Annotated in this window: 21 protein-coding genes; 7 read left to right on the forward strand and 14 right to left on the reverse strand. The window is 71.5% G+C overall.

Annotated elements, in window-relative coordinates; all coding sequences use genetic code 11:
- Positions 1–167: 167 nt before the first annotated feature.
- On the reverse strand, positions 168–1,142 hold the full coding sequence (locus ABZ340_RS20715; protein ID WP_358783252.1) for an ABC transporter ATP-binding protein: 975 nt from the start codon (positions 1,140–1,142) through the stop codon (positions 168–170).
- Between the two features lie 142 nt (positions 1,143–1,284).
- Positions 1,285–2,505, reverse strand: a complete 1,221-nt coding sequence (locus ABZ340_RS20720) for an NYN domain-containing protein (RefSeq protein WP_358783253.1) — start codon at positions 2,503–2,505, stop codon at positions 1,285–1,287.
- Positions 2,506–2,729: 224 nt separating this feature from the next.
- Between ABZ340_RS20720 and ABZ340_RS20725 the strand changes: the two genes are divergently transcribed.
- A complete protein-coding gene (locus tag ABZ340_RS20725) occupies positions 2,730–2,897 on the forward strand; it encodes a hypothetical protein (RefSeq protein WP_358783254.1) in 168 nt (55 codons plus the stop codon).
- Between the two features lie 124 nt (positions 2,898–3,021).
- Here the strand turns inward: ABZ340_RS20725 and dnaE are convergent, their stop codons facing one another.
- Positions 3,022–6,561, reverse strand: coding sequence for a DNA polymerase III subunit alpha (dnaE, locus tag ABZ340_RS20730; protein WP_358783255.1), 3,540 nt, complete (start codon positions 6,559–6,561; stop codon positions 3,022–3,024).
- Positions 6,562–6,816: 255 nt separating this feature from the next.
- On the opposite strand from dnaE, the gene ABZ340_RS20735 reads away from it, so the two are divergent.
- The 4 genes from ABZ340_RS20735 to ABZ340_RS20750 all read left to right on the forward strand — a co-directional run bounded on the left by ABZ340_RS20735 (position 6,817) and on the right by ABZ340_RS20750 (position 11,674).
- Positions 6,817–8,166, forward strand: a complete 1,350-nt coding sequence (locus tag ABZ340_RS20735; RefSeq protein WP_358783256.1) for a DUF2252 domain-containing protein — start codon at positions 6,817–6,819, stop codon at positions 8,164–8,166.
- Between the two features lie 87 nt (positions 8,167–8,253).
- Positions 8,254–8,958 carry a hypothetical protein gene (locus ABZ340_RS20740; RefSeq protein WP_358783257.1) on the forward strand — a complete coding sequence of 235 codons (705 nt, stop codon included), beginning with the start codon at positions 8,254–8,256 and terminating at the stop codon, positions 8,956–8,958.
- Between the two features lie 80 nt (positions 8,959–9,038).
- Entirely contained in the window at positions 9,039–9,884 is an 846-nt protein-coding gene (locus ABZ340_RS20745; protein ID WP_358783258.1) for a thioredoxin domain-containing protein, read from the forward strand.
- 104 nt (positions 9,885–9,988) lie between these two features.
- Positions 9,989–11,674 (forward strand): alkaline phosphatase D family protein, encoded by a 1,686-nt coding sequence (locus tag ABZ340_RS20750; protein WP_358783259.1) that lies wholly within the window; start codon positions 9,989–9,991, stop codon positions 11,672–11,674.
- A 52-nt stretch (positions 11,675–11,726) separates the two neighbouring features.
- On the opposite strand, the gene ABZ340_RS20755 is transcribed toward ABZ340_RS20750, so the two are convergent.
- Positions 11,727–12,320, reverse strand: coding sequence for a dienelactone hydrolase family protein (locus ABZ340_RS20755; RefSeq protein ID WP_358783260.1), 594 nt, complete (start codon positions 12,318–12,320; stop codon positions 11,727–11,729).
- 107 nt (positions 12,321–12,427) lie between these two features.
- Between ABZ340_RS20755 and ABZ340_RS20760 the strand changes: the two genes are divergently transcribed.
- On the forward strand, positions 12,428–13,543 hold the full coding sequence (locus tag ABZ340_RS20760; protein ID WP_358783261.1) for a mechanosensitive ion channel domain-containing protein: 1,116 nt from the start codon (positions 12,428–12,430) through the stop codon (positions 13,541–13,543).
- A 69-nt stretch (positions 13,544–13,612) separates the two neighbouring features.
- On the opposite strand, the gene ABZ340_RS20765 is transcribed toward ABZ340_RS20760, so the two are convergent.
- The 7 genes from ABZ340_RS20765 to ABZ340_RS20795 form a co-directional block, all read right to left on the reverse strand.
- Positions 13,613–15,199, reverse strand: a complete 1,587-nt coding sequence (locus ABZ340_RS20765; protein WP_358783262.1) for a Na+/H+ antiporter — start codon at positions 15,197–15,199, stop codon at positions 13,613–13,615.
- Between the two features lie 303 nt (positions 15,200–15,502).
- Positions 15,503–15,973, reverse strand: coding sequence for a GNAT family N-acetyltransferase (locus ABZ340_RS20770; RefSeq protein ID WP_358783263.1), 471 nt, complete (start codon positions 15,971–15,973; stop codon positions 15,503–15,505).
- A complete protein-coding gene (locus ABZ340_RS20775; RefSeq protein ID WP_358783264.1) occupies positions 15,970–16,914 on the reverse strand; it encodes an RluA family pseudouridine synthase in 945 nt (314 codons plus the stop codon). Before ABZ340_RS20775 ends, ABZ340_RS20770 begins: the two co-directional genes overlap by 4 nt.
- A 180-nt stretch (positions 16,915–17,094) precedes the next feature.
- Positions 17,095–17,532 carry a type II toxin-antitoxin system VapC family toxin gene (locus ABZ340_RS20780; RefSeq protein ID WP_358783265.1) on the reverse strand — a complete coding sequence of 146 codons (438 nt, stop codon included), beginning with the start codon at positions 17,530–17,532 and terminating at the stop codon, positions 17,095–17,097.
- Positions 17,529–18,626 carry an XRE family transcriptional regulator gene (locus ABZ340_RS20785; RefSeq protein ID WP_358783266.1) on the reverse strand — a complete coding sequence of 366 codons (1,098 nt, stop codon included), beginning with the start codon at positions 18,624–18,626 and terminating at the stop codon, positions 17,529–17,531. Before ABZ340_RS20785 ends, ABZ340_RS20780 begins: the two co-directional genes overlap by 4 nt.
- A 57-nt stretch (positions 18,627–18,683) precedes the next feature.
- Positions 18,684–19,421 (reverse strand): signal peptidase II, encoded by a 738-nt coding sequence (gene lspA / locus ABZ340_RS20790; RefSeq protein WP_358783267.1) that lies wholly within the window; start codon positions 19,419–19,421, stop codon positions 18,684–18,686.
- An 89-nt stretch (positions 19,422–19,510) separates the two neighbouring features.
- Positions 19,511–20,431, reverse strand: a complete 921-nt coding sequence (locus ABZ340_RS20795) for a TraR/DksA family transcriptional regulator (RefSeq protein ID WP_358783268.1) — start codon at positions 20,429–20,431, stop codon at positions 19,511–19,513.
- A 615-nt stretch (positions 20,432–21,046) separates the two neighbouring features.
- On the opposite strand from ABZ340_RS20795, the gene ileS reads away from it, so the two are divergent.
- Entirely contained in the window at positions 21,047–24,196 is a 3,150-nt protein-coding gene (gene ileS, locus ABZ340_RS20800; RefSeq protein WP_358783269.1) for an isoleucine--tRNA ligase, read from the forward strand.
- 270 nt (positions 24,197–24,466) lie between these two features.
- On the opposite strand, the gene ABZ340_RS20805 is transcribed toward ileS, so the two are convergent.
- The 3 genes from ABZ340_RS20805 to sepF form a co-directional block, all read right to left on the reverse strand.
- Entirely contained in the window at positions 24,467–25,579 is a 1,113-nt protein-coding gene (locus ABZ340_RS20805; protein WP_358783270.1) for a DivIVA domain-containing protein, read from the reverse strand.
- 53 nt (positions 25,580–25,632) lie between these two features.
- Positions 25,633–25,917: a YggT family protein gene (locus ABZ340_RS20810; protein WP_030248691.1), complete on the reverse strand. Its 285-nt coding sequence runs from the start codon at positions 25,915–25,917 to the stop codon at positions 25,633–25,635.
- Between the two features lie 61 nt (positions 25,918–25,978).
- Positions 25,979–26,620 (reverse strand): cell division protein SepF, encoded by a 642-nt coding sequence (sepF, locus tag ABZ340_RS20815; protein WP_358783271.1) that lies wholly within the window; start codon positions 26,618–26,620, stop codon positions 25,979–25,981.
- Between the last annotated feature and the right edge of the window lie 92 nt (positions 26,621–26,712).

The raw sequence follows: 26,712 nt of genomic DNA on the forward strand, positions 1-26,712 counted from the left end.
GCTGCTCCTCTTCACTGAGGTCACTGGAGTCGCTGGAGTCGCTGAAGTCGCTGGGGTCACCGGAGACACCGAGACGGCTGGGGCGGCCGGAGCCGGCGGGCCACTGGGGGTGTCGCCCTGCCCGGTGCGTACGGAAGCGGCGGCCCGTGTGCGCACGGCCCGGGTGCTCACGCCTTCACCAGCCCCTGCCGGGCGGCACCGCCCAGCGCCAGGTACACGTCCTCCAGGCTCGGGGTGGCGAGCGTGAAGTCGTCCAGGGCGGCGAAGGCGGCCCCGCCGGTGACGGTGGCGACGACCGTGCGGGCCTCCTCGGGGGCGAGCCGGAGCGTCCAGCGGCGCCCGGACTCGGCGGCACGGTCGCGCAGCGCGGCCACCTCGGGCACGTGCAGCGGTGCCGTCTCGCGCCACACCAGGTCGACGCGGACCTCGCCGGCGACCTGCTCCTTCAGCCCGGTGGGCGTGTCGCAGGCGATCACGCGGCCCCGGTCGAGGACGGCGACCCGGTCCAGGACGGTCTCGGCCTCGATGACGTTGTGGGTGACCAGCAGCACGGTCGTACCGCGCTCGGCCCGGCGCCGGTCGACGGCGGCCCACACCGCCCGCCGCGCCACCGGGTCCATGCCGGTGGTCGGCTCGTCCAGGACGAGCAGCGGGCGCTCCCCCACCAGCGCGGCGGCGAAGCAGGCCAGGCGCCGCTGCCCGCCGGACAGCTTCTTCAGCGGGCGCCCGGCGATCGGGGTGAGGCCCAGCTCGTCGAGGACGGCGTCCCGCTCGGACCGTGCCCGGCGGGCGTCCAGGCCGCGCAGCCGGCCGGTGGTCTCGGCGGCCAGCGACACGGTCAGCTCGTCCAGGGCGGTGGACTCCTGCCCGAGGTAGGCGAGGATCCGCGAGGCCCGCTCCGGGTGGCGCACGATGTCGTGGCCGAGGATCTCCACGGTGCCGGCGTCGGGCCGCATCAGCCCGGTCAGCTGCCGTACCAGGGTGGACTTGCCGGCGCCGTTGGGGCCGAGCAGCCCGAAGATCTCCCCGCGCCGGATGTCCAGCCGGACGTCGTCGGTGGCCCGCACCTCGGGCGTCGCGGGGGCACCGCGCCGGCCGCGCACGGCCGGGTAGGTCTTGGTCAGCCCGCGCACCACGCACACGGCATCATCACGGTGCCGAGATGTCTGTGCCGCGCGCGTACTCACAAGGGACGAGCCTACGGGGTCGGCGTGCCCGCGCCGCTCCCGGGTGGCCCCATAAGCGTCAACTCGGCCCAACCCTCACTCTCCGCGGGGGCGCGGCTCACTCTCCCGCGGGGGTGCGTTCGACCGCCGTCCGCTGGTCGATCTCCCGCCAGAACCCGGCCCGGATCGCGTACCGGTCGTGCTCGTCGATCTGGTCGTCCTTGTGGGCGAGCAGCCCGAAGCGGGCGGCGTAGCGCAGCAGCTCGCCGTCGATGCGGTGCGGGATGCGGGGGTACATGCCCGAGAGCTTCTGGAGGTGCGCCTGGTCACCGAGGCGTTCCACCCAGCGGCGGGCGAAGACCTGCCCCACCTCGTAGGGGTCGCCGCCGACCGTGGTGATGTCCTCCTCGCGGTCGGCCCACCGCTGCTCCGCGGTGGTGAGCTGGGCGAGCGTCGGCATCGAGACGGCCTCGGGGGGCTCGGAGACCGGGCGGTCGACCCAGCCCTTGTCGGAGGACCAGCGCAAGGTGGCGGAGGCGGGCTGCGGGGCGGTGGGCTGGGGGCCGGGGGCGCGCAGGGCGGCGAGGTCCTTGGGGGTGGGCACGCCCTTGGCGGCGGCCGGTACGCGCTCGGCGCCGCCGTTGCGCGCGGCGGTGGACGCCGTCGGGTGCGGGGGCTCCTCGGCCGGCCGCTGCACGGGGGCGGGCAGCGCGGACTCGGGCAGCGGCGCGGAGAGGATCGCGGCGATCTCGGGGCGGGGCTCGGGCGGCGGCGCGCACACCCCGGTGAGCTCCTTGGCGCGTACGGCCTTGGTGATCCACGTACGGTCCAGTACGCGTCGCTCGTCGGCCTCGGCGACCAGGTCCTCGGACTGGTTGTAGTCGCCGTCGGCGGCCTGCACGGCCCACAGGTGGACGGCGACGCCGTGCTCCTTGGCCGCCATCATGCCCGGCAGCAGGTCGCCGTCGCCGGTCACCAGCACGATGTCGGAGCAGGCGCGGTTGCGGGCCAGCTCGGTCAGCTCGGCGTGCATGGCGGCGTCCACGCCCTTCTGCGCCCAGCGGCCGTCGCTGCGGGTGAGCGCGCCGAGCCGGACGGTGACCCGGGGCATCACGCGCAGCCGGCGGTGCTCGGGCTGCGGGACGCGGTCGGGGGCGCCGTCGAACCAGTAGATGCGCAGCAGGGGCTGCTGCGTGTCGGACTCGGCGCGTTCACGCAGCCCTTGGATGAGGGCGGCGTGGTCGACGGTGATGCGGGACCGCGAGGGCTCCCCGGCGAGGAGACTGGCGGCGGCCCCCAGCAGATACCCGGCGTCCACCAGGACGATGCAGCGGTCCACGCGATCCACCCTCTTTCCGGGAGGTTTGCTTCGGGCTTGCTTCGAGTCTGCCCGACCACGCCGGGGTTAACGGTCCGAACTCGATCTTCGGCGTGGCGTTTCCGTGCCGCGCGCGCCGACGAACCCTGTCACAGACGGTAATTACCCGACATGCGTTCTTTATCGCCGTATGTGAATCTGGTCCCGGCCCTGGCCCCTAGATCCCCCACAGGAGGCAGATCACCATGGCCAAGAACAAGAACCGTGACCGTAAGCAGCAGCGGGCCGAGCGCGCCCCCCAGTCGTCCCAGCCGACCGCGCTGGAGCCGCAGGACGAGCAGCGCACCTCGCAGGTGGCGGCCGGCGACATAGCCGCCCGCAAGGGCCGGCAGAAGCGCTTCGGTCACAACTGAGTCCGCGTGCCGGGCCGTTGGGGCCCGGGCACATGACACGAGGGGCGCACCCGTTGCCGGGTGCGCCCCTCGTGCGCTTCGCGCATCGGCCGACGGCCCCGGCCGCTCGCCGGCCGGCCGTCCGCTAGCCGGCCAGGCAGGACGGGCCGAGCAACACCTTCAAGTCGCCGAACAAGGCCGGGTCGGGCTTGACCCGGTGCCGGTCCAGGCGCAGCACGGTGGTCTTGCGCGGGCCCTGGAGCTTGATCCGCACCTCGCTGTCGCCCTTGTGGTGGCTGAGCACCTCGCCGAGGCGGCTGACCAGCGGCGGGGTGACGCGGGTGGCCGGGATGGTCAGGACCACGGGCGCGTTGGCGCCGGCGTTGGACAGGTCCGGGACCATCAGCTCCATCGCGACCAGCCGCGGCACGTCCTCCCGCTTGTCGAGGCGGCCCTTGACGAAGACGACCGCGTCCTCGACGAGTTGGGTGGAGACCAGCTGATAGGTCGCGGGGAAGAACATGCACTCGATGGAACCGGCGAGGTCCTCGACGGTGGCGATGGCCCAGGCGTTGCCCTGCTTGGTCATCTTGCGCTGGAGGCCGGAGATGATGCCGCCGATGGTGACGACCGCGCCGTCGCCGAAGTCGCCGCCGGTGAGCTGGGAGATGCCCGCGTCGGCCTTGTCGGACAGGATGTGCTCCAGGCCGAACAGCGGGTGGTCGGAGACGTACAGACCGAGCATCTCCCGCTCCTGGGCGAGCAGGTAGGTCTTGTCCCACTCCTCGGTGGAGAACTCCACGTCCAGCCCGAAGCCGGGCTCGCTGCTCTCCTCCTCGCCCATGCCGCCGAAGAGATCGAACTGGCCCTCGGCCTCCTTGCGCTTGACCGCGACCACGTTGTCGATCATCGGCTCGTACTGCGCCATGAGGCCCTTGCGGGTGTGGCCCATCGAGTCGAAGGCACCGGCCTTGATCAGCGATTCGGTGGTGCGCTTGTTGCAGACCACCGCCTCGACCTTGTCGAGGTAGTCGGGGAAGGAGGTGTACTTCCCCTTGGACTTGCGGCACCGGATGATCGACTCGACCACGTTGGTGCCGACGTTGCGCACCGCGGACAGGCCGAAGAGGATCACGTCGTCGCCCTGGGCGGCGAAGTTCGCCTCGGACTCGTTGACGTTGGGCGGGAGCACCTTGATGCCCATGCGGCGGCACTCGTTGAGGTAGACGGCCGACTTGTCCTTGTCGTCCTTGACGGAGGTGAGCAGGGCGGCCATGTACTCGGCGGGGTGGTTCGCCTTCAGGTACGCCGTCCAGTACGACACCAGGCCGTACGCGGCGGAGTGCGCCTTGTTGAACGCGTAGCCGGCGAAGGGGACCAGCACGTCCCACAGCGCCTGGATGGCCTCGTCGCTGTAACCCTTCTTGCGGGCGCCCTCCTGGAAGAGGACGAAGTTCTTCGCCAGCTCCTCGGGCTTCTTCTTGCCCATGACGCGGCGGAGGATGTCGGCCTCGCCGAGCGAGTAGCCGGCGATGATCTGGGCGGCCTTCTGCACCTGCTCCTGGTAGACGATCAGGCCGTAGGTGACATCCAGGACCTCCTTGAGCGGCTCCTCCAGCTCCGGGTGGATCGGCGTGATCTCCTGCTGGCCGTTCTTGCGCAGGGCGTAGTTGATGTGCGAGTTCATGCCCATCGGGCCCGGCCGGTACAGGGCCGAGACGGCGGAGATGTCCTCGAAGTTGTCGGGCTTCATCATGCGCAGCAGGGAGCGCATGGGGCCGCCGTCGAACTGGAAGACGCCGAGGGTGTCGCCGCGCTGGAGCAGCTCGAAGGTGGTCGGGTCGTCGAGCGGGAGGCTGAGGAGATCGATGTCGATCCCCTTGTTCGCCTTCACCATCTTGACGGCGTCGTCCATGATCGTGAGGTTGCGCAGGCCCAGGAAGTCCATCTTCAGCAGGCCGAGCGACTCGCAGCTCGGGTAGTCCCACTGCGTGATGGTGACGCCGTCGGTGTGCCGGACCCAGACCGGGACGTGGTCGACGATCGGCTCGCTGGACATGATCACGCCGGCGGCGTGCACGCCCATCTGCCGCACCAGGCCCTCGACGCCGCGCGCGGTGTCGATGACCTTCTTCACATCCGGCTCGTTCTCGTACATCGAGCGGACCTCGCCCGCCTCCGAGTACCGGGGGTGGTTCGGGTCGGTGATGCCGGACAGCGGGATGCCCTTGCCGAGGACGTCGGCGGGCATGGCCTTGGTGATGCGGTCGCCCATCGCGTACGGGTAGCCCAGCACGCGCGCGGAGTCCTTGATCGCGTTCTTGGCCTTGATGGTGCCGTAGGTGCCGATCTGGGCGACCTTGTCGGCGCCGTACTTCTCGGTCACGTACCGGATCACCTCGGCGCGCCTGCGCTCGTCGAAGTCGATGTCGACATCGGGCATCGAGATGCGCTCGGGGTTGAGGAACCGCTCGAAGATCAGGCCGTGCGGGATCGGGTCGAGGTCGGTGATGCCGAGCGCGTAGGCGACGATCGAGCCGGCCGCGGAGCCACGGCCGGGACCGACGGCGATGCCCTGCTTCTTGGCCCACATGATGAAGTCGGCGACCACGAGGAAGTAGCCGGGGAAGCCCATCGAGATGATGACGTCCATCTCGTACTCGGCCTGCTTCATGCGGTCCTCGGGGATGCCGCCCGGGTAGCGGCGCTCCATGCCGCGGCGGACCTCCTCCTGGAACCAGGTGACCTCGGTGTAGCCCTCCGGGATGTCGAACTTCGGCATCAGGTCGCGCTTCTCGAACATGCCGGTGGTGTCGATCATCTCGGCGATCAGCCGCGTGTTGGCGCAGCCCTCCTGCCAGGCGTCGGAGGAGTCGATGGCGTACATCTCCTCCGTCGACTTCAGGTAGTAGCCGGTGCCGTCGAACTTGAAGCGGTCCGGGTCGGAGAGGTTCTTGCCGGTCTGGATGCACAGCAGCGCGTCGTGCGCCTGCGCCTCGTGCGCGTAGGTGTAGTGCGAGTCGTTGGTGACCAGCGGGGGGATGCCGAGCTTCCTGCCGATCTCCAGCAGGCCGTCGCGGACCCGGCGCTCGATCTCGATGCCGTGGTCCATCAGCTCCAGGAAGTAGCGGTCCTTGCCGAAGATGTCCTGGTAGTCGGCGGCCGCCTTCAGGGCCTCGTCGAAGTGGCCCAGGCGCAGCCGGGTCTGCACCTCGCCGGAGGGGCAGCCGGTGGAGGCGACGATGCCCTCGGACCACTGCGAGATGGTCTCCTTGTCCATCCGGGGCCACTTCTGCAGCCAGCCCTCGGCGTAGGCGTCGGAGGAGAGGCGGAAGAGGTTGTGCAGGCCGGTCTTGTTCACGGCCCACATCGTCTTGTGGGTGTAGCCACCCGAACCGGAGACGTCGTCCCGCTTCTGGTGCGGCTGGCCCCACTGGATCTTGCGCTTGTTGCGGCGCGACTCCGGCGCGACATACGCCTCGATCCCGATGATCGGGGTGATGCCCGCCTTCTGCGCGGAGTGGAAGAAATCGTACGCGCCGTGCAGGTTGCCGTGGTCGGACATGGCAATGTGCGTCATGCCCATCTCGTTGCACGCGTTGAACATGTCCTTCAGCCGCGCGGCACCGTCCAGCAGCGAGTACTGGGTGTGGACGTGCAGGTGCGTGAACGGCGGCTTCGACACGTGCGGCCTCCTGGGGAACGCTGGGCGACAGGCTGCGGGCAGTCTGGGGGTCAGCCTCGAAGTCTATGCCCCGGCACCGACACCCGGAGGGCTCCCCCGCGTACCGTCACCCGGGAGTGCCGGGCACTCACGGGGGCCGCCGGACGTTGGTCCGGGTGGGGCCTCCGCCGCCGTGCGCGGCCGGAGCCGTTCCGCACCTGCGGAAACGTCCGCCCCACTCGTCACGCACCACCCCGCACCAGGAGGCACCCAGCGATGTCGGTCCCGCAGCTCGACGAGGAGCACCGCGGCGAGGAGATCCTCGCCGTCTTCGACACCGCCTTCGGCGAACTGCTGGCCGCCGACCCGGCCGCGTTCCGCGTGAAGTTCCGGAAGATGGCGGCGTCCGCCTTCGCGTTCTACCGGGGCACGGCGTGCCTCTTCTACCACGATCTGGCCGCGGAGCGCGCCGGGCAGGGCGGCGGGACGGCCTCCGGCGGCCCCTACCTCGACGAGCGCACCTCCCGCGTGTGGATCCACGGCGACCTGCACGCGGAGAACTTCGGCACGTACATGGATTCGACCGGTCGGCTGATCTTCAACGTCAACGACTTCGACGAGGCGTACGTCGGCCCCTTCACCTGGGACCTCAAGCGCTTCGCGGCCTCCGTCGCCCTGATCGGGTACGCCAAGGCGCTCGGCGACGAGCAGATCACCGAGCTGGTGCGGATCTACGCGGGCGCCTACCGCGAGCGGATCCACGCCCTGGCCACCGGCGCCAAGAGCGAGGAGGTGCCGCCGTTCACGCTGGACACGGCGTCCGGGCCGCTGCTGGACGCGCTGCGCGACGCCCGTGCGCTGACCCGCTTCGGGCTGCTGGACTCGATGACGGAGATCCGCGACTTCGAGCGCCGCTTCGCGCCGGGCGGCGGCGCCGTCGAGCTGGACGCCGCCACCCGCTACAAGGTGCTGGCGGCCTTCGACGGCTACCTGGAGACGCTCCCGGAGTCCTCCCTGACCCGCCCGGACTCCTACCGCGTGAAGGACGTCGTCGGCCGCCGCGGCATCGGCATCGGATCGGCCGGGCTGCCGTCGTACAACATCCTCCTGGAGGGCAACAGCGACGCCCTGGAGAACGACGTCGTGATCTACATCAAGCAGGCCCAGACCCCGGCCGTCTCCCGGCACGTCACCGACCGGGCGATCCGTGACTACTTCCGGCACGAGGGCCACCGCACGGTGATCTCCCAGCGCGCCCTCCAGGCCCACGCCGACCCGTGGCTGGGCTGGACCGAGCTGGACGGCGCCGGCCAGCTCGTCGCCGAGGTCTCGCCGTACGCCGTCGACCTGGACTGGGACGACATCGACGACCCGGAGGAGATCGCCGAGGTCGTCGCCGACCTGGGCCGGGCCACGGCCACCATGCACGCGGCGGCGGACGACCAGTCCGGCGAGTCCCTGGTGCCGTTCTCCACCGAGCGGGCCATCGACGCGGCGATCGCCGCCGACGAGGACGGCTTCGCGCCGCTGCTGATCGACTTCGCGCACGGTTACGGGGCACGCGCGCGTGCCGACCACCAGATCTTCGTGGACCTGTTCCGCAACGGCCGGATCCCGGGTCTGTGACCGTAGGCTCTCCCGGGAGGCCCGCCGGGTTCACAGGAACCCTTTAGGAGTCTCCTACCGACTCCCGTGACACACTCTTCTCTCGCTATGGACATATCCGGGACCCCGCTCAGAGCCGTACGCGCGGCGCTGTTCACGGCACTCGTCGTGACGCTCAGCACCGCGTCGCACGTGCTGCTGTCGCAGGTCCCGCTGCCGCTGAACACGGTGGCCGCGATCGCCGCCGCCGTATTCGTCCCGGCGTACGCCCTGGCGGGCCGCGAGCGCTCCTTCGGGCGGATCGCGGCCCTGCTGATCCCGCTGGAGCTGGCCGCCGACACGGTCTTCACCACCGGCCAGCACCTGTGCTACGGCGCGGCGGGCGGCCCGGTCACCGGCCCGCTGCGCTCCGTCGGCCTCCATGTGCTGTGCGGGACCGGCACCGGTGTCGGCACCGGTCTCACCGCACCGCTGACCCGGGTGACCGGCGCCGACACCGACCGGCTCGCCGCCGCCCTCGCGCACGCCGGCCCCGCCACCCCCTGGCTGCTGCTCGGCGCGCACATCGGCGTCGGGCTGCTCGCGGCGGCCTGGCTGCGCCGCGGCGAGCGGGCACTGGCCCAGCTGCTGCGGGCCGTGGCCGCGACCACGTTCCGGCCGCTGCTGCTGGCGGTGGCGGCCGTGACCGTGCGGCGGGCCCCCGCCGTGCGCCGGCCGGCGCGCCCGGCCCGCCGTACCGCCGCGGCCCGCGACCGCATCCTCATCCACTCCCTGGGACGGCGCGGACCGCCGCGCTCGGCCGCCCTCGCCTGAGAAACCTCAACCGAGCACCAGCAGTCCCCCTACGTTTCCCGCACACCCCCCGTGTGCGCGTCCCCATGGAGATCACCACCATGAGCAAGCGGAACAGCCAGGCGGCGAAGACGGCGGCCCGCGAGCGCCTGCGCCTGGAGCGCGAGCGCCAGGCCAAGCGCGAGAAGGCCAAGCGGCAGGCCGTCGTGGCCGGCTCCGTCGTCGGCATCCTGGCGATAGCCGGCGGCATCGGCTACGCCGTCGTGCAGGCCAACAAGCCCTCCCACTGGGAGACCGTCGCGGACGACAAGGTCGTCGCCCCGGCCCACACCACCGGTGAGAACGGCACGACCGTGACGATCGGCAAGAGCAGCGCGAAGAAGACCCTCAAGCTCTACGAGGACCCGCGCTGCCCGATCTGCGCCGCCTTCGAGCAGTCCGTCGGCTCCACCGTCGAGAAGGACGTCGACGCCGGCAAGTACAAGATCCAGTTCGTCGGCGGCACCTTCCTCGACGGCGACACCGAGAAGAAGGGGAAGTTCGAGGTCGGCTCGCACGGCGAGGGGTCGAAGAACGCGATGAGCGCCCTGGGCGCCGCCCTGAACGTGAGCCCCGAGGCGTTCCTCGACTACAAGGCGGCGCTCTACTCCTCGAAGTGGCACCCGTCGGAGAGCGACGACAAGTTCAAGGACGACGACTACCTCATCGACATCGCCGACAGCGTCCCCGCGCTGAAGGGCAACGCCACCTTCCGGAACGCCGTGAAGAAGGGGACGTACGACGCCTGGGCGCTGGCCATGTCCCAGGCGTTCAACGACAACAAGGACGGCGTCACCGGCACGCCGAGCCTGGTGATGGACGGCAAGCAGCTCACCGGCCCGGACGGAAACGCGCCCATGACGGTGGAGGACTTCACCAAGGCGGTCGACGCCGCGCTGAAGGCCTGACCACGCGGACGCCGGCCCGCTGGTGAAGAGCGGGCGTCGAAGAGCGGGCGAACTTTCGGGAGTTCGCCCGCTCCCGTCCATACCGATCAGTAATCTGATCGGCCGTGACCAGTCGACACAGATCATCCGCATCCGACGGCCCGTCGTCCGCCGCGCACGCGAACTCCCCCGCCCCGAGCCGCCGTACGGTCGTCAAGGCCGCGACCGCCGGCGCGGTCCTCGCCGCCCCGCTCGCCGCGGCCGTACCCGCCGGTGCCGCCGGCGCCGCGCCCGCCTTCCTGCACGGGGTGGCCTCCGGCGACCCGCTGCCCGACGGCGTCCTGCTGTGGACCCGGGTGACGCCGGTCCCCGAGGCCGTGCCGGGCTCCGGCACCGGCCCGGACACCGAGGTGGAGTGGGTCGTCGCCACGGACCGGGCGTTCACGGACATCGTCGCCAAGGGCTCCGTCACCGCGACCGCCGCCTGTGACCACACCGTCAAGGCGGACGTCCGCGGCCTGGAACCCGCCACCGACTACTGGTTCCGCTTCTCCGCCGGGGGCACCGACTCCCCCGCCGCCCGCACCCGCACCGCGCCGGCGGCCGGCGCGGCCGTGGTGAACCTGCGCTTCGGCGTGGTGTCCTGCGCCAACTGGGAGGCCGGCCACTTCGCCGCCTACCGCCACCTCGCGGCCCGCGGCGACCTGGACGCCTGGCTGCACCTGGGCGACTACCTCTACGAGTACGGCACCGGCGAGTACGGCACCCGCGGCACCGTCGTCCGCCCGCACGCCCCGGCCCACGAGATCCGCACGCTCGCCGACTACCGCATACGGCACGGCCTTTACAAGACGGACCCCGACCTCCAGGCCCTGCACGCCGCCGCACCCGTGGTCGCGATCTGGGACGACCACGAGTTCGCCGACAACGCCTGGTCGGGCGGGGCCGGGAACCACACCGAGGGCACCGAGGGCGCCTGGTCCGCGCGGCAGGCCGCCGCCAAGCAGGCCTACTTCGAGTGGATGCCGGTCCGCCCGGCGGTCGCGGGCACCACCTACCGGCGCCTGCGGTTCGGCAGGCTCGCCGACCTGTCCCTGCTGGACCTGCGGTCGTTCCGCTCCCGGCAGGCCGCGATCGGCGACGGCGACGTCGACGACCCGGACCGCACCCTCACCGGCCGCGCCCAGCTGGACTGGCTCAAGGCCGGGCTGCGGGCCTCCGACACCACCTGGCGGCTGGTCGGCAACTCCGTGATGATCGCGCCGTTCGCCGTCGGCTCGCTCACCGCCGACCTGCTCCGCCCGCTCGCCGAGCTGCTGGGCCTGCCCCGGGAGGGTCTCGCCCTCAACACCGACCAGTGGGACGGCTACACCGACGACCGCCGCGAGCTCCTCGCCCACCTGCGGACCCACGCCATCCGCAACACGGTCTTCCTGACCGGCGACATCCACATGGCGTGGGCCAACGACGTGCCCCACGACGCCGGGACCTACCCGCTGTCCGCCTCCGCCGCCACGGAGTTCGTCGTCACCTCGGTGACCTCCGACAACCTCGACGACCTCGTGAAGGTCCGCGAGGGCACGGTCTCCGCCGTCGCCGCGCCGCTGATCCGCGCCGCCAACCGGCACGTCCACTGGGTCGACACCGACCGCCACGGGTACGGCGTGCTGGACCTCACGGCCGAGCGCGCGCAGATGGACTACTACGTCCTGTCCGACCGCACGTCGGCGGACGCGACCGCCTCCTGGGCCCGCTCCTACCGCACGCGCAGCGGCACGCAGAAGGTCGAGCGCGCCTACGCCCCGGTCTAGCGCCGGCGCCCCGCTCCGGCGCCCGCGGTCCGCTCCGGCACCTGCGCCCCGGTCAGCCGGCCTGGGGCCGCTCGTCCTCCAGGGAGCCGAGGAAGCCGAGCGCCACCCGCCAGGTGGCCTCGGCGGCCTCCTCGTCGTAGTCCGGCAGGTCGGGGTCGGTGTAGAGGTGGCCCGCCCCGGCGTACCGGTACACCTCGACGTCGGCGCCGGCCCGGCCCATCTGGAGGTACCAGGCGCTCAGCCACTCGTCCGGCTCGAACGGGTCCGGCTCCGCCACGTGGAGCTGGACCGGCAGGCCGTCCACCGAGGCGTTCGGCGCGAGGTCGGAGGTGCCGTGCAGGAGGAGCAGCCCGCGCGCCTTGTCGTCGCCGAGGGCGAGGGTCTGGGCGATCGAGGCGCCGAGCGAGAACCCGGCGTAGACCAGCCCGCGCTCCGAGTAGGGCGCGGCGGCCAGCACGGCCCGCTTCAGCAGCTCGTCCTTGCCGAGCTCGTCCTGGAACGCCATGCCCTCCTCGACCGTGCCGAACGTGCGCCCCTCGAAGAGGTCCGGCGTCCACACCTGGTGCCCGGCGGCGCGCAGCCGGTCCGCGGCCTGCCGCACCGCGGGGGTGAGGCCATGGGTCGAGTGAAAGAGCATGATGTTCATGAGGCCATGGTGCCAGCCGGGTCCGACAGCGCCGGGCGGCGTCCCTATCCACAAGCGTCGCGAAGTCACATGTTCGGTCCCCCGCGGTGCCGGTTACGTTCGTGGGCATGGAGAACATACTCCGCCCGCTGATCGTGGTCGGCGGCTCGGTCGTGCTGACGCTCGTCATCGGCTGGGCCACCGACCTGCTGCTGCGCAAGGCCGACCAACGCAACCACGACACCCCGCTGTGGGGGCTGCTGCGCCGCGGCCGGATCCCCTACCAGCTCGTCCTGTGCGCCGCCCTGCTGAAGGGGTCGTACGTCGAGGCCGGGCTGTTCCCGTCCCACCGGGCCGGCATCGGCCGGACCCTGGCGCTGGTGCTGATCGGCTCGGCCGCCTGGCTGGTCATCAGGATCGCCTCGGCGATCGTCGAGACGTCGTACACCAGCTACGCCAACGCCCGGGCGCAGCGCGACCCGGCCCGGGTGCGGCGGGTGCGCACCCAGGTGACGCTGATCATGCGGGTGGTCTCCGCGGTGGTCGGCGTGGTGGCGGGGGCCTCGATGCTGCTGACCTTCCCGGACATGCGCACGGCGGGCGCCTCGCTGCTCGCCTCGGCGGGTGTCCTCGGCATCGTGGCCGGCATCGCCGCGCAGTCCACGCTGGGCAACCTGTTCGCGGGGCTGCAGATCGCCTTCGGCGACATGGTGCGCATCGGCGACACGGTGGTGGTGGACGGCGAGTGGGGCACCGTCGAGGAGATCACACTGACGTTCCTGACCGTGCGCACCTGGGACGAGCGCCGGATCACCATGCCGGTGTCGTACTTCACGTCGAAGCCGTTCGAGAACTGGTCGCGCGGCACGCCGCAGATGACCGGCATCGTGTACTGGCACCTCGACCACACGGCACCGCTGGACGCGATGCGCGACAAGCTCCGCGACATCCTGCGCGCGTGCCCCGCCTGGGACGGGCGTGCCTACGACCTGACGGTCACGGACACCACCCCGACCACCATGCAGGTGCGGGCCCTGGTGACGGCCAAGGACGCCGACGACATCTGGACGGTGCGGGTGACGGTCCGCGAGCAGATGATCCGCTGGCTGGCCGAGGCGCACCCCTACGCGCTGCCCCGCGTCGCCGTGGGGGAGGCGGTTTCGCCGCCGGCCCGTGACGGCTTCCGCCGCTCCTCGCCCGACGGGGCCGCGCACCGCCTGCCCGAGCAGTCGCGGCGCCGCTGACGGGGCCGCGCGGACCGCCGCCGGGCCTTCGGTGCCCGCCCCCGCCGCGGCCGCCCCGGGCCCGGTCCGTCACCGCAGGCTGCGGACGTCCAGGTGCCGCAGCACCCGGTCCACGATCTCCGGGTCGGCGCCGGGCTCGCTGCGCGCCGCGAGCACCTCGTGGCGCGCGGCGCTCAGCAGCTCGCCCTGGATCCGCCGGATCCGCTTCACCCGCCGCGCCCGCTGCTCGTGCGCCTCGCGCCGCTCCTCGCCCCCGATGTCCGGGCTGATCCGCACCCCGATGTCGTAGGCCCGCCGCAGCATCTGCTCGGACAGCTCCTCCGGCAGTTCCTCGACCGCCTCGATCTCCTTCAGCCGGCGCTTCGCCGCCCTGGCCGCCCGCAGGGCCAGTTCCTTCTCGAACGCCTTCTCCCGCTCGGTGTCGGCCCGCACCCCGAGCCGGTTCACCAGCCACGGCAGGGTGAGCCCCTGGAGGAGCAGCGTCACCATGATCACCCCGAAGGCGATGAAGACGATCTCGTCGCGGTTGGGGAAGGGGCTGCCGTCGTCCGTCCTGAGCGGGATCGCCAGGGCCAGCGCCACCGAGGCGACGCCCCGCATCCCCGACCACCACATGACGACGGTCTCCCGCCAGCTCATCGGGATGTCCTCGTCGTGGTCCCGGTTGGCGTGCAGCCGTTTCGTCAGCCAGGTCGCCGGCAGCAGCCACAGCAGCCGGACGAGGACGACGACGGCGGCGACCGCCGCGGCCCAGCCGAGCAGCTCGCCCCAGCGCCCGGAGGCCGTGCGGATGGCGTTGTGCAGTTCCAGGCCGATGAGCCCGAAGGCGACCCCGGTGACGAGCGTGTCGACGACGTCCCAGACGGTGTGCCCGGCGAGCCTGGTCATCACGTCGTCGGCGTCGGCCGCCTGCTCGGCGAGGAACATCGCGGTGGTGAGCACGGCGAGCACCCCGGAGCCGTGCAGCTCCTCGGCCAGGACGTAGCTGACGTACGGCACCAGCAGCGTCAGCCCGATCTGCAGGGTGGGGTCGTCCAGCAGGCCCAGCAGCTTGCTCGCGCCCCAGCCGAGGGCGAGTCCCACGGCGACGGCGACGACGGCGGACAGCACCAGGTCCAGGCCCGCCTTCCACGGCGAGAAGGTGCCGCTGACGGCGGCGGCGATGGCCACGTGGTACAGGACGATGGCCGTCACGTCGTTGAACAGCCCCTCGCCCTCCAGGATGGAGACGAGCCGGCGCGGCAGCCCCAGCTGTCCGGCGACGGCGGTCGCCGCCACCGGGTCGGGCGGCGCCACCAGCGCGCCGAGGGCGAAGGCGGCGGCGATCGGCAGCCCCGGCACGATCGCGTGGGCGGTGGCGGCCACGCAGGCCATGGTGACGAACACCAGCGCCACCGCGAGCAGGAAGATCGGCCGTTTGTTGGCCGCGAACTGCCGCCAGGAGGTCCGCCGCACGGCCGCGTACAGCAGGGGCGGCAGCAGCAGGGGCAGGATGAGGTCGGGCGGGATGTCGACGTTGGGCACGAAGTCGAGCAGCGCCAGGACGATGCCGAGGACCGTCATCAGCACCGGCGCCGGCAGCCCGAGGCGGTCCCCGACCGGGACGCTCAGCACGGCCCCGAGCAAGAGCAGGAACAACAGGGCCAACTGATCCACGGTCAGCGCTCCGGCGATCTAGGCGTTCACACGGCAGACTTCAAGCCTGCCACGACACCGCGCTCACCAGCCTCTTCCGCCCCCTGAGCCACACGGCGCGGCGGACCGGCAGGCCCCGGAGCACGCCCGACCCGGTACGTCACAGAGCGCGACAGAACACGCCGGACCCGGTACGTCCAGAGCACGCCGGACCCTGTACCTCACAGAGCACGCCGGACCCGGCGCGTCACAAAGCACCCGGGACACGACAGCCACAGAGGACCCGGGACGCGACGGGTCACAGAGCACCCGGGACACGAGAGGTCACAGAACGCGCCGCATCGCCCGGTGCGGAATCCCCGCGTCCGGGAACTCCGGACCGTACGCCTCGTAGCCGAGCCGCTCGTAGAACCCCAGCGCGTGGGTCTGCGCGTGCAGGTCCACCGCCGTGAGCCCCCGCGCGCGGGCCGCCTCCTCGATCGCCCGCACCAGCGCCGCCCCGACGCCCAGCCCGCGGGCGGCCCGGGTCACGGCGAGCCGGCCCAGGGAGCCGACGGCCGGCCCGTCACCGGTCTTGGCCGCGGCGGCCTCGCCGTACAGCAGCCGCCCGGTGCCGAGCGGCACGCCGTCCTCGCGGACCGCCAGGACGTGCACCGCGCCGGCGTCGTAGGCGTCGTACTCGATCTCCTCGGGGACCCCCTGCTCGGCGACGAAGACCTCCTTGCGCACCGCGAAGCAGGCCTCCCGGTCGGCGGGGTCCTCGGCGACGCGCACCGCGTACGGGCCGGCGCTCATGCCCAGGTCTCCTCGCGGACCTGGTCGAGAGCCCGCTGCAGGTCCTCGGGGTAGTCGCTGGTGAACTCCACCCACTCGCCGCTGCCGGGGTGCTCGAAGCCGAGCCGCACCGCGTGCAGCCACTGGCGGGTCAGGCGCAGGCGCTTGGCGAGCGTCGGGTCGGCGCCGTACGTCAGGTCGCCGACGCAGGGGTGGCGGTGGGCGGCCATGTGGACGCGGATCTGGTGGGTGCGGCCCGTCTCCAGCTTCACGTCGAGCAGGGAGGCGGCGCGGAAGGCCTCGATCAGGTCGTAGTGCGTGACGGACGGCTTGCCCTCGGCGGTGACCGCCCACTTGTAGTCGTGGTTCGGGTGGCGGCCGATGGGCGCGTCGATGGTGCCGCTGGTCGGGTCGGGGTGGCCCTGGACGAGCGTGTGGTAGCGCTTGTCGACCGTGCGCTCCTTGAACTGGCGCTTGAGCGAGGTGTACGCCCGCTCCGACTTGGCGACCGCCATCAGGCCGGAGGTGCCGACGTCCAGCCGGTGCACGATGCCCTGGCGCTCGGCGGCGCCGGAGGTCGAGATGCGGTACCCGGCGGCGGCGAGCCCGCCGATGACGGTCGGGCCGCTCCAGCCGGGCGACGGGTGGGCGGCCACCCCGACCGGCTTGACGATCACGACCACGTCCTCGTCGTCGTGCACGATCTCCATGCCCTCGACCGGCTCGGCGACCACTTGCACCGGCGCGGGCGCCTGCGGCATCTCGACCTCCAGCCAGGCCCCGCCGCGCACCCGCTCCGACTTGCCGACCACCGACCCGTCGACCGTGACCTTCCCCGCCGCCGCCAGCTCGGCGGCCTTGGTACGGGAGAAGCCGAACATGCGGGAGATGGCGGCGTCGACACGCTCGCCCTCCAGGCCGTCGGGCACGGGCAGGGTACGGATCTCGGGAATCGTGCTCACCCGTCGAGTATGCCGGACGAGTGACGCGGCCCATCACGCACGCCGGGGCGCAGGGCTCGGGAGCAGCCTTCCACAGGAGGCCCTGGGCCTCCGCCCAGTCGGCGAACCCTCCGGTGCGAAAGGGGATGCGGTAGTGGCTTTCCAACAGGTCGTCCGCCAGCGCCGAGACAAGAGGAACGGTCAGCAGCCCGGCGCGGATGGCTTCACACAGCAGGCCCAGGGTCCTGCGCACCATGACCGACGGCCGCGTGTCGCTTCCACGGCGACGCGATCGTCGATCACTGCGATCGCCCCGGGAGTGCTTTCGGCAAGGGCGAGCACGCCACATTCGCCGGCGTTACGGCCGTCGGGTCCGATCAACCGCTTCGCGTAGTAGGCGAACGCCGATAGCTGGGTTTCCGTGTCCAGCGGCACGACCTCGATCCACGGCGTCTCCTCGAGGACCGACCGCAGATGTGGATGGTACGGAATCCCTTGGCGCACCTCTTCACGAACGATGTCCGGTATGCACACGCGATGCTCTTTGAGTACGGTTTTCAGGACACCGAGCCACTGAGCCTTGGCAAAGTGACTGAGCGGACCGGTGTCCAGCACATAGGCCGGCGGCTCATCGGTCACGACATGACGGCCCAGATCCCGGAGGCCGGAACAGGCGGCAGCTCGGGCAGAGAGGCACTGTCGAAGGTGCCGAGCAGGAGTCCCAGCGCCCTTCCTTCGGTCACCGCCTCCTTTCGGTACAGCGTCAGCACGGCCTGCTCGTACGCCCGGGGCAGGGAGACGGGTGCCAGTTCGTCGCTGACCACAAGATCCTTCTCGACGATGTCGGCTCTGCGAGTCTGAACCTGGCGGATGTCCTCAGCCCTGGAGTGCTCGGCCAGGTGGAGCTCCTTGAGGCGTCGGGCCAGAGTCGCCATGTCTACCCGGTAGTGACTGGCAGCCCGGACCGCGGCGTCCCTCCAGCTCTCATCGGGCGCCTCCAGCCATCGAGCCCACCGGGCCCGCAGGTCGGTTTCCGGCAGCAGCAGAGCCCGGGCGAACCTGTCGAGACGTGCCTCAAGACCGTCGGCGTCCGCCGAGGCGATCCGCCAGTCCAGGGCATACTCGTCGGCGATGAGATAGTGACCCAACTCGTGCGCGGCGGCGAGGCGGCGCCGCCCCACCATCCTGCTGCCGTTGACGAGCGTCACACCGCCCCTCTCCAGCAGCACGGTGCCAGCGTCGGCACCCTCCCCCAGATCGAGCGAGAAGACCAGAAGCCCGAGGTTCGAGGCCAGACCTGCGATGTTGTGTGCGGGTTCGGCAGGCGTCAACCCGAGCATCCGGCGCGCGGTGTCCGCCATTTCCTCGGCCTCGGCAGCGGTGGCGGGCGGCGGCAGCGGACCGGGCTGACCGGAAACCAGCCCCTGGACGCAGGACACGACGAACTCGGCTTCACGGACCAGCTCGTCGAGCCGTATGTCGATTGCCTGGGTGGCGACATCGGGATGGGCTCTGCGGTAGGACACGAGGGCAGGTGGAGCCTCATCGACAAACCACTCCACACGCCGCTGGAGTTCGCATGCGATGGCCACCAGCTCGAGCGCAGACAAGCGGCGTGTGCCGGTTTCGATCTTGGCGAGGGCGCTGCGATCCAGGCCGACGGCCGCCGCGAGCTGCTCCTGGGTGACCCCCTGTTCAGCCCGCGCTTTTGCGACCCGCTGCCCGATACCCATGTGTGCGAATTTAGCGCAACGCAGGATCAGCGCGGTGGGAACATCGAGCCGGCCGGCTCAGTCCTTGTGGACGGTCCCGTCCGGGTCGAGCCCCCGGAAGGACAGCAGCACGATCAGGATGCCGCCGCAGACGATCGCCGAGTCGGCGAGGTTGAAGACGGCGAAGTGCTTGGGTGCGATGAAGTCGACGACCGCGCCCTCGAAGACGCCGGGCGAGCGGAAGATCCGGTCGGTGAGGTTGCCGAGCGCCCCGCCGAGCAGCAGGCCGAGCGCGATCGCCCACGGCAGGCTGTAGAGCTTGCGGGCCAGGCGGGCGATCACGACGATGACCACCGCCGCGATCACCGTGAAGATCACGGTGAAGGCCTCACCGAAGCCGAAGGCCGCGCCCGCGTTGCGGATCGCCTCGAACCTCAGCCAGTCGCCGACGATCTCGACGGGCTCGTGGTGCTCCAGCTTGGCGACCACGATCATCTTGCTGATCAGGTCGAGGGCGTACGCGAAGGCGGCGACGGCGAACAGCACGGCGATCCGGCGCCTGCCGCGGGGCCGCCCGGCCGCACCGCCCTGCGCCGCACCGTCCTCGGGCACGGCCCGGTCCGCCGCGGGCACGGCCGCCTCACCGGTGCCGCCGGCACCCTCGGTACCGTCGGCACCGGACCCGCCGGCCGGGGTCCGTGCCGGGCCGGCACCGGACCGCTCGTCCGGCGCGGCGGGCCCGTCCGGCCGCTCCTGCCCGGCCCGCGCCGCGTCCGGGGTGCCCGGCGTACCGATGATGCGCTCCGCCTCTGCCACGTGAGTCCCTCAACCTAGGTGCCTGACTGAGGACGAGGGTACGGTACGCCTTCCGCGGCCCACGTGCTCAGGACGTGAACGGCGGCCGGTCAGTACCGGCGCTCCTGCTTCTGCTTGCACTCCACGCACAGCGTGGCCCGCGGGAACGCCTGCATACGGGCCTTGCCGATCGGGTTCCCGCAGTTCTCGCACAGGCCGTACGTCCCCGCGTCGAGGCGTTCCAGGGCGCGCTCGGTCTGGGTGAGCATCTCGCGCGCGTTGGCGGCGAGCGCCAGCTCGTGCTCACGCGTGATGTTCTTGGTGCCGGTGTCCGCCTGGTCGTCGCCCGCGCCGTCCCCGGAGTCGCGCATGAGGCCCGCCAGCGCCTGCTCGGAGGAGGCGATCTCGGCGCGCAGCCGCGCCTCCTCGGACAGCAGTTCGCCGCGCGCCTCCTCCATCTCCTCCGGGGTCCAGGGGTCCTCCCCTGGACGCACCGCGAGATCGCCGGGCTCCGCCGCGGCGCCCCGCGCCTTCGGAACAGCGCTCTTCGCCGCCGTGGCCGTGCCAGGGGTCTTCTTCGCAACCACCGTCGTGGCTCCCGTCTGCTCCGCGGCCTGAGCCGCGCCCGCCTTCTTGGCCGTGCTCTTCCCTCCGGCGCCGCTCTTGGCGACACCCGTCGCGGCACCGCTCTTGGCGACGCCCGTCGCGGCACCGCTCTTGGCGACGCCCGTCGCGGCGCCGCTCTTCCCGGCGCCGGCGGCTCCCTTCGTACGGGCCGCCTTCCTCCCGGGCGCCTTCTTCACCGGGGCCTCGCCGGCGGCCTTCTCCCCGGTCTTCCCGGCCGCCGCCTTCTTCCCGGCCCGTCCCGCGGCCTCCGCCACGGGCTCCCGCGCGCCCTTCCTCCCGCCCGCCTCCTCGCCCGGCCCCCCTCCGGAGGCGCGCGCCCCTCCGGTCGCAGGGGCCGCACCGCCGGAGGAACCCGTGGACGTACCGGACCTCGACTGCTGTACGGCGGTCTTCTTCACCACCATGGCCGCGGCCCCCTCACATATTGTGATCTTGCTCGCGAATCGTGCTGGGACGATAAATCGACTTGAGTCCCGCGGCAACGGGGCGCACCGCCCGATTCGCCCGCCTCGCGGATGCCGCTCGGCGGACCTGCATGCGTTGTGCCCAGCTCCCGGCCGGGTATGCCGCCGGTCCGGACGTCCCGGAATGCCGGACACCGCGCCGCCCCATTCGGGGCACGGGAGGCCATGACGCGCGCCGGTCCCGCACTCCGCCGAAACCGGTCGGCCGCCGGCCGCGCGGCGCCGTACACTGGGCGGAGCGAAAAGCGTGGATGGGGACGAGTAGCGGCGTAGGCAGCCCAGAGCGACCCGGGGACGGTGTGAGCCCGGGGGCGAGCGCGACGTGAAGATCACCCCGGAGCCGCCGGAAGAAAGCCGCGCAGCACCAGGCGCGGCGAGTAGAACCGGCATCGCGACCTCAATGAGGGGGCTCACCGGAGCGCGTGCGGCGCACGCCGTGCCGGGGGGCCAAGGAGGGTGGTACCGCGGGAGCCCGCCGCACACGGAGCGGCGTACGCAGCACTGATGGCTCTCGTCCCTCCGACGGAAGGCAGCACGTCCGCCGGAGGAAGCCCGTTGAATACGCCGCCGCAGTACCGCCAGGTACCCGCCCAGGTCGACCTGCCCGCGCTCGAGCACGCCGTGCTCGACTTCTGGCGCGAGCAGAAGATCTTCGCCAAGAGCCTGGAGCAGTCCCAGGGCCGCCCCGAATGGGTGTTCTACGAGGGTCCGCCCACCGCCAACGGCATGCCGGGCGCCCACCACATCGAGGCCCGCGTCTTCAAGGACGTCTTCCCCCGCTTCCGCACCATGCGCGGCTACCACGTGGCCCGCAAGGCCGGCTGGGACTGCCACGGCCTGCCCGTGGAGCTGGCCGTCGAGAAGGAGCTGGGCTTCTCCGGCAAGCAGGACATCGAGGCGTACGGCATCGCCGAGTTCAACGCCAAGTGCCGCGAGTCGGTGACCCGCCACACCGACGCCTTCGCCGAGCTGACCACCCGCATGGGCTACTGGGTCGACCTCGACGACGCCTACCGGACCATGGACCCGGAGTACGTCGAGTCCGTCTGGTGGTCTCTGAAGGAGATCTTCAAGAAGGGCCTGCTGGTCCAGGACCACCGCGTCGCCCCCTGGTGCCCCCGCTGCGGCACCGGCCTGTCCGACCACGAGCTGGCCCAGGGCTACGAGACGGTCGTCGACCCCTCCGTCTACGTCCGCTTCCCGCTCACCTCCGGCCCGCTGGCCGGCGAGGCCGCGCTCCTGGTGTGGACGACCACGCCCTGGACCCTGGTCTCCAACACGGCCGTGGCCGCCCACCCCGAGGTCACCTACGTCGTCGCGACGAACGGCGAGGAGAAGCTGGTCGTCGCCGAGCCGCTGGTCGCCAAGGCCCTCGGCGAGGGCTGGGAGACCACCGGCCAGACCTTCACCGGCGCCGAGATGGAGCGCTGGAGCTACCGGCGCCCGTTCGAGCTGGTGGAGTTCCCGGCCGAGGCCCACTTCGTGGTCAACGCCGACTACGTCACCACCGAGGACGGCACGGGCCTGGTCCACCAGTCCCCCGCCTTCGGTGAGGACGACCTGAAGGTCTGCCGCTCCTACGGCCTGCCGCTGGTGAACCCGGTCCGCCAGGACGGCACCTTCGACGCGGACCTCCCCCTGGTCGGCGGCGTCTTCTTCAAGAAGGCCGACGAGAAGCTCACCGAGGACCTCGGCGAGCGCGGGCTGCTCTTCAAGCACCTCCCGTACGAGCACAGCTACCCGCACTGCTGGCGCTGCCACACCGCGCTGCTGTACTACGCGCAGCCGTCCTGGTACATCCGCACCACGGCGATCAAGGACCGCCTGCTGGCGGAGAACGAGAAGACCAACTGGTTCCCGGACACGGTCAAGCACGGCCGCTACGGCGACTGGCTGAACAACAACATCGACTGGGCGCTGTCCCGCAACCGCTACTGGGGCACCCCCCTGCCGATCTGGCGCTGCGAGGAGGGCCACCTCACCTGCGTCGGCTCCCGCGCCGAGCTCACCGAGCTCACCGGCACCGACCAGTCGGGCCTCGACCCGCACCGCCCCTACATCGACGACGTCACCTTCACCTGCACCCACGAGGGCTGCTCCCTCGAAGCGGTGCGCGTGCCGGAGGTCATCGACGCCTGGTACGACTCGGGCTCGATGCCGTTCGCGCAGTGGGGCTACCCGTACAAGAACAAGGAACTGTTCGAGTCCCGCTACCCGGCGCAGTTCATCTCCGAGGCCATCGACCAGACCCGCGGCTGGTTCTACACCCTCATGGCGGTCGGCACCCTCGTCTTCGACAAGTCGAGTTACGAGAACGTCGTCTGCCTCGGCCACATCCTCGCCGAGGACGGCCGCAAGATGTCCAAGCACCTGGGCAACATCCTCCAGCCGATCCCGCTCATGGACCAGCACGGCGCGGACGCGGTCCGCTGGTTCATGGCGGCCGGCGGCTCCCCGTGGGCGGCACGCCGCGTCGGCCACGGCACCATCCAGGAGGTCGTCCGCAAGACGCTCCTCACCTACTGGAACACGGTCGCCTTCCAGGCCCTGTACGCCCGCACCTCCGGCTGGGCCCCCTCCGAGGCCGACCCGGCCCCGGCCGACCGCCCGCTCCTGGACCGCTGGCTGCTGTCCGAGCTGCACGCCCTGACCGACCAGGTCACCCAGGCCCTGGAGGGCTACGACACCCAGCGCGCCGGCAAGCTGCTGTCCGCGTTCGTCGACGACCTGTCCAACTGGTACGTGCGCCGCTCCCGCCGCCGCTTCTGGCAGGGCGACAAGGCCGCGCTGCGCACCCTGCACGAGGTCGTCGAGACGGTCACGAAGCTGATGGCCCCGCTGACCCCGTTCATCACCGAGCGGGTCTGGCAGGACCTGATCGTGCCGGTCACCCCGGGCGCCCCGGAGTCGGTCCACCTGTCCTCCTGGCCGGAGGCGGACCTCACCGCGATCGACCCGGAGCTGTCGCAGCAGATGCTGCTGGTCCGCCGGCTCGTGGAGCTGGGCCGGGCCACGCGCGCCGAGTCGGGCGTGAAGACCCGCCAGCCGCTGAAGCGGGCGCTGATCGCGGCGACGGGCTTCGAGTCCCTCGACCCCGAGCTGCACGCGCAGATCACGGAAGAGCTGAACGTCGAGTCCCTGGCCTCCCTCTCCGAGGTCGGCGGCAGCCTGGTCGACACGACCGCCAAGGCCAACTTCCGCGCGCTCGGCAAGCGCTTCGGCAAGCGCGTCCAGGACGTGGCGAAGGCCATCGCGAACGCGGACGCCGCGGCGCTCTCCCTCGCCCTGCGCGAGGGCACGGCGTCGGTCGAGGTCGACGGCGAGACGATCACCCTCACCCCCGACGAGGTGATCATCACGGAGACGCCGCGCGAGGGCTGGTCGGTCGCCTCCGACTCCGGTGCCACGGTCGCGCTGGACCTGGAGATCACGGAGGAGCTGCGCCGCGCGGGCCTCGCCCGGGACGCGATCCGCCTGATCCAGGAGGCCCGCAAGAACAGCGGCCTCGACGTCGCCGACCGCATCGCCCTGCGCTGGACGGCCACGGACCCGGCGGTCGTCGCCGCCCTGACGGACCACTCCGCCCTGATCGCCGACGAGGTCCTCGCCACGGACTTCGCCCAGGGCGAGGCGGACGGCACGTACGGCGAGCCCTTCACCGACGAGGGCCTGACCCTGACGTTCCGCCTGCGCAAGGCGGCGTAAGCACCGGCACACGCCACGAGGGCCCGGCCCCCGCCGCGCAGGCGGGGGCCGGGCCCTCACCACTCGGTCCGCACCGCTCGGCCCGCACTGCTCGGCCCGCACTGCCCGGTCCGCAGCACTCGATCCGCCCTGCTCGACCGCCGCCGGGCGTCCCGGCCCGGGCACCCGGTCAACCCGCGTAAAAAGGGCGAGGCCCCGGATCCTGGGATCCGGGGCCTCGCCCAGTGAACGCTGCCGACGCCTACGGCGTGCTCATGGCCGCCGGGGCCGTCAGTTGTCGTCCTCGTCGATGAGGAACCCGCGCATCGGCGAGGGCGCCTGCCCCATCGGGGACGGGCCCTGCGGACGCACCGGCGCCATCGGCTGGGTCATCGCCGGGGACATCTGCTGCTGACCGCCGTAGGACGGACCGGACGACGAGCCCGGACCGCTGCCCATCGACTGGTTGCCGCCGTAGGACGGGGCGCTCGCACCGGCCGGAGCCATGGAAGGCGCCGGGGACGGCGGGAGGGAAGCCGTCGCGGGCGTGCGCGGCGGGGCGAGCGAGTCGTCGGCCTGGGTCTCCAGCTGGCGCAGCTGCGACTCCAGGTAGGACTTCAGCCGCGTACGGTACTCGCGCTCGAAGCCGCGCAGGTCCTCGACCTTGCGCTCCAGCGTGGCGCGGGCGGACTCCAGGGAGCCCATCGCGACACGGTGCTTCTCCTGCGCGTCCCGCTCCAGGGCGTCGGCCTTGGCCCGGGCGTCACGCTCGAGACCCTCGGCACGGCTGCGCGCCTCGCCGACGATCTTGTTGGCCTCGGAACGGGCCTCCGCGATCGCCTGGTCGGCGGTCTGCTGGGCCAGCGACAGGACGCGCGCCGCGCTGTCGCCGCCGGGACCCTGGCCCATCGGACCGGGGCCGCCCATGGGGCCGCCCATCGGACCGGGACCCATCTGACCCTGCATGGGGCCACCCTGACCCATCGGACCAGGACCCTGGCCCATCGGGCCGGGACCCTGCGGGCCACCCTGACCGCCGGGACCGGCGGGCAGCTGCGGGGCACCGCTCGGCAGCTGGGGCGGGCCACCCATGGGGCCGGGGCCGCCCATCTGCTGCTGCGGCGGGCCCGATATCCCGGCGGGTACCGGAGCGCCGGGACCTCGCATGCCCTGCTGCTGCTGGTCCTGCTGCTCCGGGGGCTTGCGCATGTTCTGCTGGTTCTGCGCGGCGGCGCGCGTGGCGGCGGCCAGCTTGGCGCGCAGATCCTCGTTCTCGCGGAGCAGGCGGGTCAGTTCGGCTTCGACCTCGTCGAGGAAGGCATCGACCTCGTCCTCGTCATAGCCTTCTCGGAGGCGGACGGTCGTGAACTGCTTGTTCCGCACGTCCTCGGGGGTCAACGGCATCTCTTCACCTCAACGTAGTCGTCGGCATTCGGCAAGACCGTAGTTCACATCGCTCACAGCCGGCTCACGATCGAGATCAGGATGTAGACGATGATCATCAGTACGAAGAAGGACAGGTCGAGCGCCACGCCCCCGAGACGCAGCGGCGGGATGACCCGCCGCAGAAGCTTCAGCGGTGGATCGGTGACAGTGTAGGTGGCCTCCAGAACGACCACCATCGCCTTGCCGGGTTGCCACGAGCGGGCGAACTGGAAGACGTAGTCCATGACCAACCGGAAGATGAGCACGATGAGGAAGCACATCAGCGCGATGTAGACGACATCCAGGACCACGCTCATGACCTGTGCTTCCCTCTCCCCTGATCCAACCTCGGACCCTTGCTCTCACCGGTAATGCGTCTCAGCTCTGGTTGAAGAACCCGCCCTCTGCGATGCGGGCCTTGTCCTCCGCCGTGACATCGACGTTAGCAGGAGACAACAGGAACACCTTCTGCGTCACCCGCTCGATGCTGCCGTGAAGACCGAACACCAGACCGGCCGCGAAGTCGACCAGCCGCTTGGCGTCCGTGTCGTCCATCTCGGTCAGATTCATGATCACCGGGGTGCCCTCACGGAAGTGTTCCCCGATAGTACGGGCCTCGTTGTAGGTCCGCGGGTGGAGCGTGGTGATCCGGTAAGGCTCTCGTTCCGACACGACCTTGGGCATGATCACCGGTGCGTTCTTCTCCAGGCTTGCGCGTTCTTGTGTGATGGATGCCACGGGCGCGATACGCGCCGGGCGCCCGGATTCCGCGGGGAGCGAAGCGACGCGGGAGACCGGCTCGCGCGGCGCGGGCGGCTGGACGACTCGCACCTCTTCGTCCCTTTGAGGCTGATGTGAGCCGTGCGACTGATGTGACGGTTCGTGCCGCCGGTGGTCCCGCTCCGGCTCCGGGTCCAGTTCGGGCTCGAAGTCGTCGTCGGGGTCGAACCCCCGGCCGTCGTACCCATCGTCCTCCACGAGGCCGAGGTAGACCGCCATCTTGCGCATCGCGCCGGCCATGCTCTGAGTCCTCCGCTCTGTGGTGGATCGGCTGACGACTGCCAAGTGCCCGCGATCCACGAGGTCGTTACGTCCGCCTTTCGGCGGCATTG

Source organism: Streptomyces sp. NPDC006134 (assembly GCF_040628835.1).
Classification (GTDB): domain Bacteria; phylum Actinomycetota; class Actinomycetes; order Streptomycetales; family Streptomycetaceae; genus Streptomyces.